12 protein-coding genes are annotated in these 13,420 nt (G+C 65.3%); 7 read left to right on the top strand and 5 right to left on the bottom strand.

What is annotated here, in order from left to right; all coding sequences use genetic code 11:
* Positions 1 to 243: 243 nt before the first annotated feature.
* On the top strand, positions 244 to 1,572 hold the full coding sequence (locus E5K04_RS13430) for a M20/M25/M40 family metallo-hydrolase (protein ID WP_168929227.1): 1,329 nt from the start codon (positions 244 to 246) through the stop codon (positions 1,570 to 1,572).
* 69 nt (positions 1,573 to 1,641) lie between these two features.
* Here E5K04_RS13430 and ntrC read toward each other — a convergent pair whose 3' ends face one another.
* The 4 genes from ntrC to glnA all read right to left on the bottom strand — a co-directional run bounded on the left by ntrC (position 1,642) and on the right by glnA (position 6,206).
* The gene (ntrC, locus tag E5K04_RS13425; protein ID WP_136554968.1) at positions 1,642 to 3,054 is read right to left on the bottom strand and encodes a nitrogen regulation protein NR(I); all 1,413 of its coding nucleotides are present in this window, start codon (positions 3,052 to 3,054) and stop codon (positions 1,642 to 1,644) included.
* A 16-nt stretch (positions 3,055 to 3,070) separates the two neighbouring features.
* Positions 3,071 to 4,144, bottom strand: a complete 1,074-nt coding sequence (glnL, locus tag E5K04_RS13420; protein ID WP_136554966.1) for a nitrogen regulation protein NR(II) — start codon at positions 4,142 to 4,144, stop codon at positions 3,071 to 3,073.
* Positions 4,145 to 4,246: 102 nt separating this feature from the next.
* Entirely contained in the window at positions 4,247 to 4,705 is a 459-nt protein-coding gene (locus E5K04_RS13415; protein WP_136554964.1) for a DUF4124 domain-containing protein, read from the bottom strand.
* Positions 4,706 to 4,787: 82 nt separating this feature from the next.
* Positions 4,788 to 6,206, bottom strand: a complete 1,419-nt coding sequence (gene glnA / locus E5K04_RS13410; protein ID WP_136554962.1) for a type I glutamate--ammonia ligase — start codon at positions 6,204 to 6,206, stop codon at positions 4,788 to 4,790.
* A 263-nt stretch (positions 6,207 to 6,469) separates the two neighbouring features.
* Here glnA and E5K04_RS13405 point away from each other — a divergent pair, with 263 nt between their 5' ends.
* From E5K04_RS13405 to prmC, 5 genes are all read left to right on the top strand, one after another.
* Complete coding sequence (locus E5K04_RS13405) at positions 6,470 to 6,922, top strand: rhodanese-like domain-containing protein (RefSeq protein WP_136554960.1); 453 nt, start codon at positions 6,470 to 6,472, stop codon at positions 6,920 to 6,922.
* A 104-nt stretch (positions 6,923 to 7,026) separates the two neighbouring features.
* A complete protein-coding gene (aroE, locus tag E5K04_RS13400) occupies positions 7,027 to 7,851 on the top strand; it encodes a shikimate dehydrogenase (RefSeq protein ID WP_136554957.1) in 825 nt (274 codons plus the stop codon).
* A 65-nt stretch (positions 7,852 to 7,916) separates the two neighbouring features.
* Complete coding sequence (gene mtgA / locus E5K04_RS13395) at positions 7,917 to 8,600, top strand: monofunctional biosynthetic peptidoglycan transglycosylase (protein ID WP_136554955.1); 684 nt, start codon at positions 7,917 to 7,919, stop codon at positions 8,598 to 8,600.
* Between the two features lie 204 nt (positions 8,601 to 8,804).
* The gene (gene mgtE, locus E5K04_RS13390) at positions 8,805 to 10,244 is read left to right on the top strand and encodes a magnesium transporter (protein ID WP_136554953.1); all 1,440 of its coding nucleotides are present in this window, start codon (positions 8,805 to 8,807) and stop codon (positions 10,242 to 10,244) included.
* The gene (gene prmC / locus E5K04_RS13385; protein WP_136554950.1) at positions 10,244 to 11,059 is read left to right on the top strand and encodes a peptide chain release factor N(5)-glutamine methyltransferase; all 816 of its coding nucleotides are present in this window, start codon (positions 10,244 to 10,246) and stop codon (positions 11,057 to 11,059) included. The genes mgtE and prmC overlap by 1 nt, the downstream gene beginning before the upstream one ends.
* A gap of 46 nt (positions 11,060 to 11,105) precedes the next feature.
* Here the strand turns inward: prmC and E5K04_RS13380 are convergent, their stop codons facing one another.
* Positions 11,106 to 11,585, bottom strand: a complete 480-nt coding sequence (locus E5K04_RS13380) for an FKBP-type peptidyl-prolyl cis-trans isomerase (protein ID WP_136554948.1) — start codon at positions 11,583 to 11,585, stop codon at positions 11,106 to 11,108.
* A 114-nt stretch (positions 11,586 to 11,699) separates the two neighbouring features.
* On the opposite strand from E5K04_RS13380, the gene E5K04_RS13375 reads away from it, so the two are divergent.
* Entirely contained in the window at positions 11,700 to 12,836 is a 1,137-nt protein-coding gene (locus tag E5K04_RS13375; RefSeq protein ID WP_205700373.1) for a ribosomal protein uL16 3-hydroxylase, read from the top strand.
* Positions 12,837 to 13,420: the final 584 nt, after the last annotated feature.

Below are 13,420 nucleotides of genomic sequence, written 5' to 3'. Positions count from 1 at the left end.
AAAGTAGGACACCGCCAGACGCCCCATCCGCAGACCCCCAGCTCAATGAGCTGGGGGTTTTGCAATTTACACGCCTCTACACTACTCCCATTATTGCTGCTGGTCGCATATAGACGGCTTCTGCCAGATATCCTTGTTCTAATCTTGCTCGAAGTCAAATTATTATAAAATAATAATGGAATGGACTTGATGGTAGACGCTAAGCTTGCCGCACCTGATTACCAAGCAAACTGGAGGCATTCCATGTCTTACCTTCGTGTCGCACCGCTGACGGCAGCCTGCTTGGCCGCCTTTTCCATGTCCGCCTTTGCCGCGCCGCTCGACGCAGCCAAGGTCAAGGCGACGGTCGAAGGCCAGTTCCCGGCGTTTGTCCAGGACCACAAGACGATCACCGAGATCGAGTCGCCGACCGGCGACAAGGCTGGCAGCCGCAAGATGGCCGAATGGCTGAAAGCCAAGTTTGAGCCGCTGGGCTACACCGTGAGCTTCCGCGAGAACGACAGCAGCACCCACGTGATCGCCCGCAAGAAGGGCGAGGGCAAGCAGCGCGTGCTGATCCTCGGCCACACAGACACCGTGCAGCCGGTCGGCAGCCTGGCCAAGCAGCCGTACAGCTTCGACCCCAAGACCGGCATCGCCAAGGGTCCGGGCGTCGGTGACAGCAAGGCGTCCGTCGCCCAGCTGCTGCACTTCGCGCAGAGCCTGGAAAAACTGGGTTACAAGAACTACGGCGAGATGATTTTCTACTTCGACGGTGAAGAGGAAGTCGGCTCTGACCTCGAGGAGCAACTGCTCGAGGAACTCTCCAAGCAGGCCGACCTGACGCTGTCGGTCGATACCTCGCGTCCGGACTGGGGCCTGACCACCCAGCGCAAGTGGTCGGCCAACTACGACCTCAAGGTGCACGGGGTGACCGGCCACGCGGGCAACGCGCCGCAGTCGTCGGCCAGCGCGACGGTCGAACTGGCCAACCAGATCACCCGCATCATGAAGCTGGCGTCGCCGCTGCCGAAAGACCCGGCGCAGTTCTCCGCCGAAGGCCTGAAAAAGCGCGGCCTGAGCGACCACGGCCAGTACATCCCCGAAGTGACGATCAACTTCGGCGTGGTCGAGACCGGCAACAAGAAACGCAATAGCGTGCCGGCTGACGCGCTGGCCAAGTTCGAGGTCCGTGCCTACGACCCGGCGCTGATGCAGAAGCTCGACTCCGCGATCAAGAAGATCGCCGCGACCCCGAGCGTGGGCGGCACCCGTATCGAGCTGAAGGGCCCGTTCTCGACGCTGCCGGCGATGGCCAAGACGCCGCAGGCGGCACGCATGGTCGAGTCGTACAAGAACATCATCAAGCAGCAGTACGGCGCCAAGGTGGTTGAATGGTCGGGTGGTGGCGTGACCATCGGCAACTTCACGTCCAAGCATATCCCGACCATCGACGGCCTGGGCGTGGAAACCGACTACGAGCACGACCTGAACAAGGAGACGGCGGACCTCAACACCTTCGCGCCGCGTACCGTCGGCATGATCCTGTTGCTGGACGATGTCGCCAACAACGGTCTGGCTGCCAAGAAGTAAGGTCAGAACCGTGCACGCCAAAGCGCCCCGAACCGGGGCGCTTTTTTTGTGTTCGGATGACCGCAGACATCATTCGCTGGCTGGTTCGAGCCCCAACTCCTGGATCTTGCGCGTCAGCGTGTTGCGTCCCCAGCCGAGCAACTGCGCCGCCTCGACGCGGCGCCCGCCGGTGTGCGCGAGCCCGGCGCGGATGCAGGTCAGCTCGAAGCGCTGCACCAGTTCGTCGATGATGCCTGTCTCGCCGGCGGCGAGCCGCTGCTCGACCTCGGCGGACAGCTGCGCACACCAGTCACTGCCGGCGGCAGCCGGCGCGGCGCTACTGCCCTGGACCTGGCGGAATTCGGGCGGCAGGTCGCACAAGTCGACCGTCTGCCCGGGCGCCATCACGGTCAGCCACTGGCACAGGTTTTCCAGTTCGCGCACGTTGCCGGGGAAGGGCGCGTCGCTGATGGCGGCCATCGCGCCGTCGGTGAGGCGTTTGCTGTCGACGCCCAGCTGCAGGGCGCTGCGCGCGAGAAAGTGGCGCAGCAGCAAGGGAATGTCCTCGCGTCGCTCGCGCAGCGGCGGCAGGCGCAGGCGGATGACGTTGAGACGGTGGTACAGGTCTTCGCGGAACTGGCCTTGCCGCACACGGTCCTCGAGGTTCTGGTGCGTCGCGGCGATGACCCGCACGTTGGCGCGGATCGGCGTATGGCCGCCGACCCGGTAGAAGTGCCCGTCGGAGAGCACGCGCAGCAAGCGGGTCTGCAGTTCGGTCGGCATGTCGCCGATCTCGTCGAGGAACAGCGTGCCGCCTTCGGCTTCCTCGAAACGGCCGCGCCGCGTCGCCGCCGCGCCGGTGAACGCGCCCTTTTCGTGGCCGAACAGCTCGGATTCGAGCAGGTCACGCGGGATCGCGGCGGTGTTGATCGCGATGAAGGGGCGGCTCGCCCGTACCGAGTGGCGGTGTAGTGCCTCGGCGACGCGTTCCTTGCCGGTGCCCGATTCGCCGGTGATCAGTACCGTCACGTTCGATTGCGACAGCCGGCCGATGGCGCGGAACACGTCCTGCATCGCCGGTGCCTGCCCCAGCAGCGCAGGCAGCGCTTCCTCGCCGAGCGCGTCGCTGCCGGCGTCGCCGTATTCGGCGAGCGCGCGCTCGATCAGCTGGACGGCCTGGTCAACGTCGAACGGCTTGGGCAGGTACTCGAACGCGCCGCCCTGGAACGCCGAGACGGCCGAGTCGAGGTCAGCGTGCGCGGTCATCACGATCACCGGCAGCGCCGGGTGCTCGGCCTTGAGCTTGGCGAGGAACTTCAGCCCGTCGGTGCCCGGCATGCGGATATCGCTGATCACCGTCTGCGGCGTGTGGTCGTACAGCGCGTTGAGCGCGTCGTCGGCGGTACTGAAACTCGTGTAGCGGATGCCGGCGCGGGTCAGCGCCTTTTCCAGCACCCAGCGGATGGCCTTGTCGTCGTCGACGATCCACACCGGATTGAGCATGGTTTCTCCTCGTTTCTTATGGTCTGGTCGCCTGCTGCACGCCGTCTTCCGGCCTGAAGGGCAGGGTGACGGTGAAGCAGGTGTGTCCTGCCCGGCTGTCGAACTCGATGGCGCCCCCGTGCTGGTGCACGAAGGCTTGCGCGAGGGTCAGGCCAAGCCCGGTGCCTTCGGCGCGCCCGGTGACCAGCGGGTAGAACACATGGTCGCGGATCGCCTCGGGGATGCCGGGGCCGTCGTCGATTACTTGCAATTTCAGTGCCAGCGGGTAGCGCCTGCGGGCGAGGGTGACCTGGCGGCAGATCCGTGTCTTCAGCAGGATGTTGCCCCGGCCGTGCATCGCCTGCGCCGCGTTGCGCACCAGGTTGAGCACCACCTGGATCAGCTGCTCCTTGTCGGCGACCAGTTGCGGCAGGCTGACGTCGTAGTCGCGGCGCACGCACAGGCCGCTGCGGAACTCCGCCAGCACGATGCTGCGCACGCGTTCGAGGATCTCGTGGATATTAGTTTCGCTCGACACCTGCCGCTGCTGCGGCGCGAGCATGCGGTCGACCAGCGACTGCAGGCGCAGCGCCTCCTCGCGGATGACCTGCGTGTACTCGAGCAGGTCTTCGCGGCCGGCCAGCTCGTGCTCGAGCAGCTGTGCCGCCCCGCGGATGCCGCCCAGCGGGTTCTTGATCTCGTGCGCGAGGTTGCGGATCAGCTCGCGGTTGGCGTGCTGCTGCAAGAGCAGCCGTTCCTCGTTGGCGATGCGCTTTTGCTGGTCGAGCAGCCTGAGCTCGATCAGCGCAAGCTGCGCACCGTGGACGGGGGTGACGGTCAGGCCGATCGGCAGCGTCTGCTCGTTGCGCAGTGTGAGCTCGAGGTCGTGTTCGATGAAACTGGTCTGGTGCGAGAAGGCGTTGCCGACCGCGTGTTCGAGCGCGCGGGCATCGGTAAACAGGTCGTACAGGCGGTGCCGGTTCAGTTCGCGGCTACCGGCGCCGAACAGGCTTTCGCTGGCCGGATTGGCGTAGGCGACGCGACCGTCGGCCTCGATGATGAGGACGGGGGTGTCGAGAAGCTCGAGTCCTTCGTAGCTTGGCGCGTGCATGGGCTCTCCCTGGGGATGTTGCAGCCCTAGCTAGCAAGAAACGCTCCTGCCCGGGGCAGAGACCAGCATGCACGACGCACCAATCTGGTGCAAGCATGGGCCTTACTGGCCCAGCTCCTTTTGCAGTGCCGCCACATTGCGCTCGCGGTCCTGCACCTGCGCACGCAGCTTGCCCTGGTCGGGCTGCCGTTTGGCTTCAGCGTCGAGCAGCGCACGGCGGGCCGCATCGAGCGCCTGCTGTTCGTTGGCAAGCTCGGTCTGCAGGATCTGGCGGCGGCCGCTGTCTCGCTGCTGCTGGGTGCTCGCCGAGACGCTGGGGAAGTTGCCCGGCGCCGGGGCGGGGGCGCGGCTGCTGGCACGGGGCGTGTGTGCGGCTGGCCCGCCCTGGCTGCCCGTCACGCGCACATCGATCTTCTGCGCGCCGCGTACCGGGATGTTGCTGTAGGTGACATGCCCGTCCTGGTCGACGAACTTGTAGATGGTCGTCGCCGCCGCGTGGGCGCAGGCGACGCCGAGCAGCAGGGCAGTGAGTGACTTGAGGATGACGCGTGGCCGGTTCATGGCGAAATGATAAGGAAAACGGAGGCGCCCGTCATGAAAAAACGGCAGCCGAGGCTGCCGTTGTTGCTGCTTGCGTTGCCGCTTACAGGCTGTAGTACATCGCGAACTCGACCGGGTGGGTGGTCATGCGGGTCAGGTTCACTTCCTTCATCTTCAGCTCGATGAAGGCGTCGATCCATTCGTTGGAGAACACGCCGCCGCGGGTCAGGAACTCGCGGTCCTTGTCCAGCGCCGCCAGTGCTTCGTCCAGCGACGCGCACACGGTCGGGATCAGCTTGTCTTCTTCCGGCGGCAGGTCGTACAGGTTCTTGTCGGCCGCGTCGCCCGGGTGGATCTTGTTCTGGATGCCGTCAAGGCCGGCCATCAGGAGCGCGGAGAAGCACAGGTACGGGTTGGACAGCGGATCCGGGAAGCGCGCCTCGATGCGGCGGCCTTTCGGGTTCGCCACGTGCGGGATGCGGATTGAAGCGGAACGGTTCTTCGCCGAGTACGCGAGCTTGACCGGCGCCTCGTAGTGCGGCACCAGACGCTTGTACGAGTTGGTACCCGGGTTGGTGATCGCGTTCAGCGCCTTGGCGTGCTTGATGATGCCGCCGATGTAGTAGAGCGCGGTGTCGGACAGGCCCGCGTAGCCGTCGCCGGCGAACAGGTTCTTGCCGTCCTTCCAGATCGACTGGTGCACGTGCATGCCGGAGCCGTTGTCGCCGACGATGGGCTTGGGCATGAAGGTCGCGGTCTTGCCGTAGCTGTGCGCGACGTTCTGGATCACGTACTTCATGATCTGGGTCCAGTCGGCGCGCTGGGTCAGCGTGCTGAACTTGGTACCGATTTCCATCTGGCCGGCGGTGGCCACTTCGTGGTGGTGTACTTCGACCGGCACGCCGAGTTCTTCGAGCAGCAGCACCATGGCCGAGCGCAGGTCCTGGCCGGAGTCGACCGGCGGCACCGGGAAGTAGCCGCCCTTGATGCCCGGACGGTGGCCGGTGTTGCCGCCTTCGAATTCCTGCGCGGACGCCCACGCGGCTTCTTCGGACTTGATCTTGACGAAGGTGCCCGACATATCGGTGCCCCAGGTCACGCTGTCGAACACGAAGAATTCCGGTTCCGGGCCGAAGTAGGCGGTGTCACCCACGCCGGAGGCCTTCAGGTAGGCTTCTGCGCGCTTGGCGATCGAGCGCGGGCAGCGGTCGTAGCCCTTGCCGTCGGCCGGGTCGACCACGTCGCAGCTCATGAATACGGTCGGCTCGTCGAAGAACGGGTCGATCTTGGCGGAGGCCGGGTCGGCGATCAGCAGCATGTCGGAGGCCTGGATGCCCTTCCAGCCGGCGATCGACGAGCCGTCGAACGCGTGGCCACGCTCGAACCACTCTTCGGCATCTTCGGTCAGCACGTGCGCGGGGATGGTCACGTGCTGCTCTTTACCGAGGGTGTCGGTGAAACGCAGGTCGACGAACTTGACGTCGTTTTCTTCGATCAGTTTCAAAACGTCTGCAACCGCCATAATGGTCTCCTTGAGAGCGTAGCGTATTCGGGTGAGGGGACTGCGATGCCTGACAAAAAGCATGAACCGTGCCAGCTGCATTTTGGTGCCAACACCATTCTGCCATAAGTCAAACGGCTTGTTGATGTGCTGGTCATGCACTGTCATGGTGAATCTTGTAGTGCGAATGCACTGTTGTGGTGCATTGAGGCGGCTTGGCCATGCATGGCCGACGCGGTATGCTCGAACCTGTCTGATCTTGATCCCTGAGCGAGGAGCCGGCGATGAGCGAAGTGGGCACCATCCTTGATAAGGCGCACCAGCGTGCGCAGGAATTTGTGCTGCCGTATTCCGGCGTCGTGTTGCCGCAGGAGGCGTGGGCCTTGTTGCAGGCCTTGCCCGAGGCGCGGCTGGTCGACGTGCGCTCCGCGGCCGAGTGGCAATTCGTCGGCGGCGTGCCGGGCGCGGTATGCATCGAATGGAAGACCTGGCCGGGCATGCTGCCCAACCCGGACTTCCTCGCCCAACTGCAGCGCCAGGTCGACCCCGAGACGGTGCTGCTGTTGCTGTGCCGGACCGGCGCGCGCTCGGACGACGCGGCCAGGCTGCTGGCGGCCAACGGCTTCGCCAGCGTGTACAACATCGCCGAGGGCTTCGAGGGTGAGCGTGACGGTGCGGGCCACCGTGGCAGCGTGAACGGCTGGCAGGCGCACGGCCTGCCCTGGCAGCAGGCCTGACCCGCCTTTGCATGCCGATGGGTTGCTGAGAGCCCCCCTGCGACGCTAAAGTGTTCGCGATTCCCATCCATCCGGCGGCTGCGGCCGCCCAAGACGACCCCGACATGACCGATCGCTACGCCGTCGTGGGCAACCCGGTTGCCCATAGCCAGTCCCCGTTCATCCACGCCGAGTTCGCGCGCGAATGCGCGCAGGATATCCGTTACGAAAAGCTGTTCGCCGGGCTTGGTCAGTTTGCCGAGGCTGCGCGCGCCTTCTTTGCCGAAGGCGGCAAGGGGCTGAACGTCACCCTGCCGTTCAAGGGAGACGCCCGCCGACTGGCCGACGAACTGAGCGAGCGCGCGCGGATGGCCGACGCCGTCAACACGCTGGCGCTGCTGCCGGACGGCCGCCTGTACGGCGACAACACCGACGGTATCGGCCTGGTGCGCGACATCGTCGACAACCTGGACATCCCCATCAGCGGCAAAAGCGTGCTGGTGCTCGGCGCCGGCGGCGCGGTGCGCGGCGTGCTGGGGCCTTTGCTTGCCGAAGGGCCGGCCCGGGTGACCATCGCCAACCGTACGCTGATCAAGGCCGAGGCGATCGCCCACCACTTCGCCGCGCAGGGCAAGGTCGAGGCGGTCGGCTACGACGAGCTGGCCGGCCGCCACTTCGACATCGTGATCAACGGCACGTCGACCAGCCTGTCCGGCGAGTTGCCGCCTATCCCGCACGGCCTCTTCTCCGCGCGCACGCTGGCCTACGACATGGTGTACAGCAAGGGGCTGACGCCCTTCCTGCAGCGCGCGCAGGCCGAGAACGCAGGCATGCTGGCCGACGGGCTGGGCATGCTGGTCGAACAGGCGGCCGAGTCGTTCCGCATCTGGCGCGGCGTGCAGCCGCCGACCCGCACCGTGACCAACCTGCTCAGGGAAGTGCTGGCCTGATCTTCCCGTGCCGGGTGTACCTGCGGCGCACTCGGTTTTTTCCCGCCGTAACCTGTCTGCTTCTGATGCGCCTTGCTTTCAAGCTGCTGGCAGCGCTGTTTGCGCTGATCTTTCTCTACTACCTGTGGATCTTCGGCCATCTGGTGTACTGGCGTAGCCAGAACCCGACTGCCAGCGCGTTCATGAGCGCGCAACTGGCGCGATTGCAGGAAGAAAACCCTGACGCCGAACTCAGGCACCGCTGGGTGCTGTACGAGCGGATCTCGCCCAACCTCAAGCGTGCGATCGTCGCCGCCGAGGACGCTAAGTTCGTCGACCACGAGGGCTTCGACTGGGACGGCATCGAGGCGGCGTTCGAGAAGAACCTCAAGCAGGGGCGCATCGTCGCCGGCGGCTCGACCATCAGCCAGCAACTGGCGAAGAACCTGTTCCTGTCGGGCAAGAAGACGCCGTGGCGCAAGCTCGACGAGGCGGTGATCACCGTGATGCTCGAGGCGGTGATGGACAAGCGGCGCATCTTCGAGATCTACCTGAACGTGATCGAGTGGGGCGACGGCGTGTTCGGCGCCGAAGCGGCCAGCCGTTACTATTTCAGGAGCAGCGCCGCCCGCCTGTCCGCGCCGCAGGCGGCGAGGCTCGCCGCGATGGTGCCCAACCCGCGCTATTACGACGCGCACCGCAACGCGTCCGGCCTCAAGCGCAAGAGCAACATCATCCTGCGCAGGATGCGCTATGCGGAAATACCCTGACTTGGCGCGCGCTGGAAGGCGCGTCGCCGGCCATGCTACAATCCCCGCTTTCCTTCGTTCCTGCCGCGCAAACGGGCGCGGTAATCGTATGGACTTACCCAGTTATCCGATAACGACAACGACCCGGGTCGAACCGACCCAAGCCACCCGCCGCTAAAAACCCGTGCGCGTATCCGCTGCCGGCCGCGGCGGCAGGAGACGTGCATGACGGTTCTCGAAAAGAAAACCACCGATCGTCTGCAGGATAGTCTTGTCCAGGTGCAGCGCCTGATCGAGCGCCACCATCTGGTCGAGGAGCTGGTCCATCGCCAGGACATGCCAAGGCATGCGCTGGTCGAGGACCTTGTCCACAAGCAGAACCTCGTCGAGCTCAAGCAGAAGCTCGAACAGCTGCACCCCGCCGATATCGCCTACATCCTCGAGGCGTTGCCGCTCAACGAGCGCCTCTTGGTGTGGGAACTCGTCAAGAGCGAAAGCGACGGCGAGATCCTGCTCGAAGTATCCGACGCGGTCCGCGAGACGCTGATCGAGTCGATGGACGCGCACGAGCTGGTCGCCGCCGCCGAGACGCTCGACGCCGACGAACTGGCCGACCTCGCACCCGACCTGCCGCGCCAGGTTGTCTACGAAGTGATGGGCGCGCTCGACGACGAGGAGCGCGAGCAGCTGCAGTCCGCGCTGTCCTATGAAGAGGGCACGGTCGGCGCGCTGATGGACTTCGAGCTGGTGAACATCCGTGCCGACGTCTCCTGCGAGGTGGTGCTGCGTTACCTGCGCCGCTTCGACGAGCTGCCGCACCATACCGACAAGATCTTCGTGATCGACGACGACGAAGTGCTCAAAGGCGTGTTGTCGATCAGGAAGTTGCTTGTCTCCGACCCGGACGCCGAGGTGTCCGAGGTGATGGCGACCGACGTGGTGACCTTCCACCCGGAGGACGACGCCGAGAAGGCGGCGCTCGCGTTCGAGCGTTACGACCTCGTCACCGCGCCGGTGATCGACGACGCCGGCAAGCTGATCGGCCGCCTGACCGTCGACGAGATGGTCGACGTGATCCGCGAGGAGTCGGACAGCGAAGTGCTGAACCTCGCCGGCCTGAAGGAAGAGGAAGACCTGTTCGCGCCGGTGATCGACTCGCTGAAGAACCGCTGGGCGTGGCTGGCGATCAACCTGTGCACCGCCTTCCTCGCCAGCCGGGTGATCGGCGTGTTCGAGGGCGCGATCCAGCACCTGGTCGCGCTGGCGGCGCTGATGCCGATTGTCGCCGGGATCGGCGGCAACTCGGGCAACCAGACCATCACCATGATCGTGCGAGCGCTGGCGATGGGGCAGTTGCAGGTCGCGCAGGCGTGGCGGCTGTGGCGCAAGGAGTTGGGCGTCAGCGTGATCAACGGCGTGGTGTGGGGCGGGGTGATCGGTTCGGTCGCCTGGTGGCTGTACGGTAGCTTCCCGCTGGGCTTAGTGATGACCGCGGCGATGACGCTGAACCTGGTGCTGGCGGCGACGCTGGGCGTGCTGATCCCGGTGCTGATGCAGCGCGCCGGGCGCGACCCGGCGGTCGGCTCCAGCGTGCTGATCACCGCGTTTACCGACTCCGGCGGCTTCTTCATTTTCCTCGGCCTCGCCTCCCTGTTCTTGATGTGATGCCGACGATACGCGAACTGATGGCCGGAAGCGGCCTGCCCAGACTGGAGGCGCGGCTGCTGATGATGGCCGCGTCCGGCTTCGACCGCGTGCGCCTGATCGCGCACGACGACGAGACCCTGCCCGGGCACGCGCAGGCCGCCTTCGAAGCGCTTGTCGCGCGCAGGCGCGCAGGCGAGCCGGTCGCCTACCTGTTGGGTGAGCGCGAGTTTTACGGACGCCCTTTCGCGGTGACGCCAGCGGTGCTGATCCCGCGCCCGGAGACCGAGCTGCTGGTCGACACCGCGCTTGCGCGTGTCGAGCGGAACCTGCCGTGCCGGGTGGTCGACCTGGGGACCGGCAGTGGCGCGATCGCGGTGACGCTGGCGCTTGAGGCGCCGGCGTGGCAGGTGCGCGCGGTCGACCTCTCCGATGACGCGCTCGCCGTAGCCCGTGGTAACGCAGCGCGTCTGGGTGCGACGGTCGGCTTCATGCAAGGCAGCTGGTACGCGCCGCTAGGGGGCGACACCGGCTTCGCGCTGATCGCCTCCAACCCGCCGTATATCCGGGCGGACGACCACCACCTCGGACAGGGCGACGTGCGCTTCGAGCCGTCGCTTGCGCTGACCGACGGCGGCGACGGGCTCGCCTGCCTGCGCGAGATCGCCGCCGGCGCGCCGGCGCGGCTGGCGGCAGGGGGCTGGCTGATGGTCGAGCACGGCTTCGACCAGGGGCACGACTGCCGCGCGCTGTTTGCGGCGGCCGGGCTTACGGCGGTCGAGACGCTGCAGGACCTGGCCGGGCTCGACCGGGTGACCGTCGGCCAGCGCGCATGAAAAAAGGCAGCCGTCAGGCTGCCTTTTTTGCGGGCGTAACGCGCGCTCAGTGATGGTGGCCGTGTTCGCCGTGGGCGTGGCCGTGGGCGACTTCGTCGGCGGTCGCCGCGCGCACGTCGGTGATCTTGGCCTTGAAGCGGATGGCCATGCCGGCCAGCGGGTGGTTGGCGTCGACCACTGCCTTGCCGTCGGCGATGTCGGTGACGCGGAACAGCAGCACGTCGCCGGTTTCCGGGTCGTCGGCTTCGAACATCATGCCGACTTCGATGTCGGTCGGGAACACGTCGAGCGGCTCGATGCGGACCAGTTCTTCTTCCGGATCGCCGAACGCGTCGTCCGAGGTCATCAGCACGTCGATGGTGTCGCCGACCGACTTGCCGTGCAGCGCTTCTTCGACCAGCGGGAAGATGCCGTCGTACCCGCCGTGCAGGTAGGCGATCGCTTCTTCGGACTTGTCGAGCAGGTTGTTGTCGGTGTCGAACATCTCGTACTCGATCGTCACGACGGAGTTTTTGGCGATTTGCATTGAAATTGGCTTTCGTGCTGGTGTGGTCGGGACAGCGGACCGCGCGGGGCGGACTGCCTGGCGAGGCGCGGATTCTGACGGCGCCAGCCGGTATTGTAAACCATTGGAGGAGTGATGACCCTTGAGGCAAACGGGATCGACGTGCTGGGCGGCATGTCGGCCGAAACCTTTCTGCGCGAGTACTGGCACAAGAAACCGCTGCTGATCCGCGGCGCGCTCACCGAGGTCGGCGAGCCGGTCGATTTTTCCGTGCTCAGCGAACTGGCCAGGCGCGAGGACGCCGAGTCGCGGCTGATCGAGTGGAAGGGCGGACACTGGCACCTCGAGTGCGGCCCTTTCCGTGCCGGGCGTTTCAAGCGGCTGGGCGAGACCGACTGGACGCTGCTGGTGCAGGGCGTCAACCAGTTGCTGCCGCATGTCGACGAGATCCTGTGGCGCTTCAACTTCATTCCCTACGCGCGGCTGGACGACCTGATGGTCAGCTACGCGCCGCCGGGCGGCACGGTCGGCCCGCATTTCGATTCCTACGACGTGTTCCTGTTGCAGGTGGGCGGGCGCAAGCGCTGGCAGGTCTCGGCGCAGGACGACGAACGTTTCGTCGAGGGCGAGCCGATCAGGGTGCTGCAGGATTTCCGCTGCGAAGAGGAGTGGGTGCTCGAGCACGGCGACATGCTCTACCTGCCGCCGCGCTACGCACACTACGGTGTCGCGCTGGAGCCGGGGATGACCTACTCGATCGGTTTTAGGGCGCCGACCACCCAGCAGCTGGCGACCGAGTTCCTGGTCTACCTGCAGGACAGGGTCTGCCTGGACGGGCGCTACGCCGACCCGGGCCTGCTGCAGCAGAGGACGCCCGCGCGCATTCCCGACGCGATGGTCGACCAGGTCGCCGAATTGCTCTCGCAGGTGCGCTGGGACCGTTCGACGGTTGCCGATTTCCTCGGCCATTATCTGACCGAGCCCAAGCCGCACGTGTTCTACGAGGGGCCCGACGAGGAGCTGGACGAGGACGCGTTCGCCGAGGCGGTCGCTGCGCACGGCGTGGTGCTGGATGCGAAGACCCAGCTGCTTTACGGTGGGGGTGTGCTGTATTGCAACGGCGAACGGCTGGAGGGCGCCGACCCCTCTGTTGTAGAGTGGCAACAACTGGCCAACCAGCGTCGTCTGGCGCCTGTGCAGGCCGGGCATGACATGCTGGAGGTGCTGTACCAAGGCTACCTCGACGGCTACTGGCGTCCGGGTGCAGATTGATGGCGCAATAATACAAACGGATGCTTGATGTAGCAGCCAGTCATGGCTATCATTTTGCTTCGGTTTGAAGGTGAGTCTGGCAGTGTGTTGCGTTGCGGTATCAGCGGCGCTTCAGAGTAAAAAATTTCCGGAGAGTTCCACTTCCCAGAAAATTTTTTCGTGCTAGAATCGTCTTCACAAGCATTCTGATCAGGTCCCGGGTGGGGTCTGGCTGAAGTTAACGTCTTGTTTTTACACTTATCGCAAAGGTATACAAAAATGAAACAGTCGCTCCTCGTTGCTGCCCTGCTGGCCGTAGCTCTGTCCGCTTGTGGCAAGAAAGAAGAAGCTGCTCCGGCTGAAGCTTCCGCCCCGGCCGTCGAGGCTTCGGCTCCGGCCGTTGAGGCTTCCGCTGCTGTGGTTGACGCATCCGCTCCGGCTGCTGACGCTTCCGCTCCGGCTGCTGACGCTTCCGCTGCTCAGTAATCGCTTTTGCGATAGTGAAAAAACCCGCTTCGGCGGGTTTTTTTGCGTCTGTCGCGTGCGGCCGGCGGCTTGCCGGTGTCGCATGCAAACAAAAACCCCGCGTGAAGCGGGGGTTGTTC

The organism is Crenobacter intestini, assembly GCF_004919095.1.
GTDB classification, from domain to species: domain Bacteria; phylum Pseudomonadota; class Gammaproteobacteria; order Burkholderiales; family Chromobacteriaceae; genus Craterilacuibacter; species Craterilacuibacter intestini.
Note: the sequence above shows the minus strand (reverse complement) of the source record. Positions and strands in the feature narration are given on the sequence as shown.

Bases quoted from the DNA above. Each gene is read 5' to 3' on its own strand.
- E5K04_RS13430 (WP_168929227.1), top strand. From the start codon at position 244: ATGTCTTACCTTCGTGTCGCACCGCTGACGGCAGCCTGCTTGGCCGCC.
- ntrC (WP_136554968.1), bottom strand. From the start codon at position 3,054: ATGCTCAATCCGGTGTGGATCGTCGACGACGACAAGGCCATCCGCTGG.
- glnL (WP_136554966.1), bottom strand. From the start codon at position 4,144: ATGCACGCGCCAAGCTACGAAGGACTCGAGCTTCTCGACACCCCCGTC.
- E5K04_RS13415 (WP_136554964.1), bottom strand. From the start codon at position 4,705: ATGAACCGGCCACGCGTCATCCTCAAGTCACTCACTGCCCTGCTGCTC.
- glnA (WP_136554962.1), bottom strand. From the start codon at position 6,206: ATGGCGGTTGCAGACGTTTTGAAACTGATCGAAGAAAACGACGTCAAG.
- E5K04_RS13405 (WP_136554960.1), top strand. From the start codon at position 6,470: ATGAGCGAAGTGGGCACCATCCTTGATAAGGCGCACCAGCGTGCGCAG.
- aroE (WP_136554957.1), top strand. From the start codon at position 7,027: ATGACCGATCGCTACGCCGTCGTGGGCAACCCGGTTGCCCATAGCCAG.
- mtgA (WP_136554955.1), top strand. From the start codon at position 7,917: ATGCGCCTTGCTTTCAAGCTGCTGGCAGCGCTGTTTGCGCTGATCTTT.
- mgtE (WP_136554953.1), top strand. From the start codon at position 8,805: ATGACGGTTCTCGAAAAGAAAACCACCGATCGTCTGCAGGATAGTCTT.
- prmC (WP_136554950.1), top strand. From the start codon at position 10,244: ATGCCGACGATACGCGAACTGATGGCCGGAAGCGGCCTGCCCAGACTG.
- E5K04_RS13380 (WP_136554948.1), bottom strand. From the start codon at position 11,585: ATGCAAATCGCCAAAAACTCCGTCGTGACGATCGAGTACGAGATGTTC.
- E5K04_RS13375 (WP_205700373.1), top strand. From the start codon at position 11,700: ATGACCCTTGAGGCAAACGGGATCGACGTGCTGGGCGGCATGTCGGCC.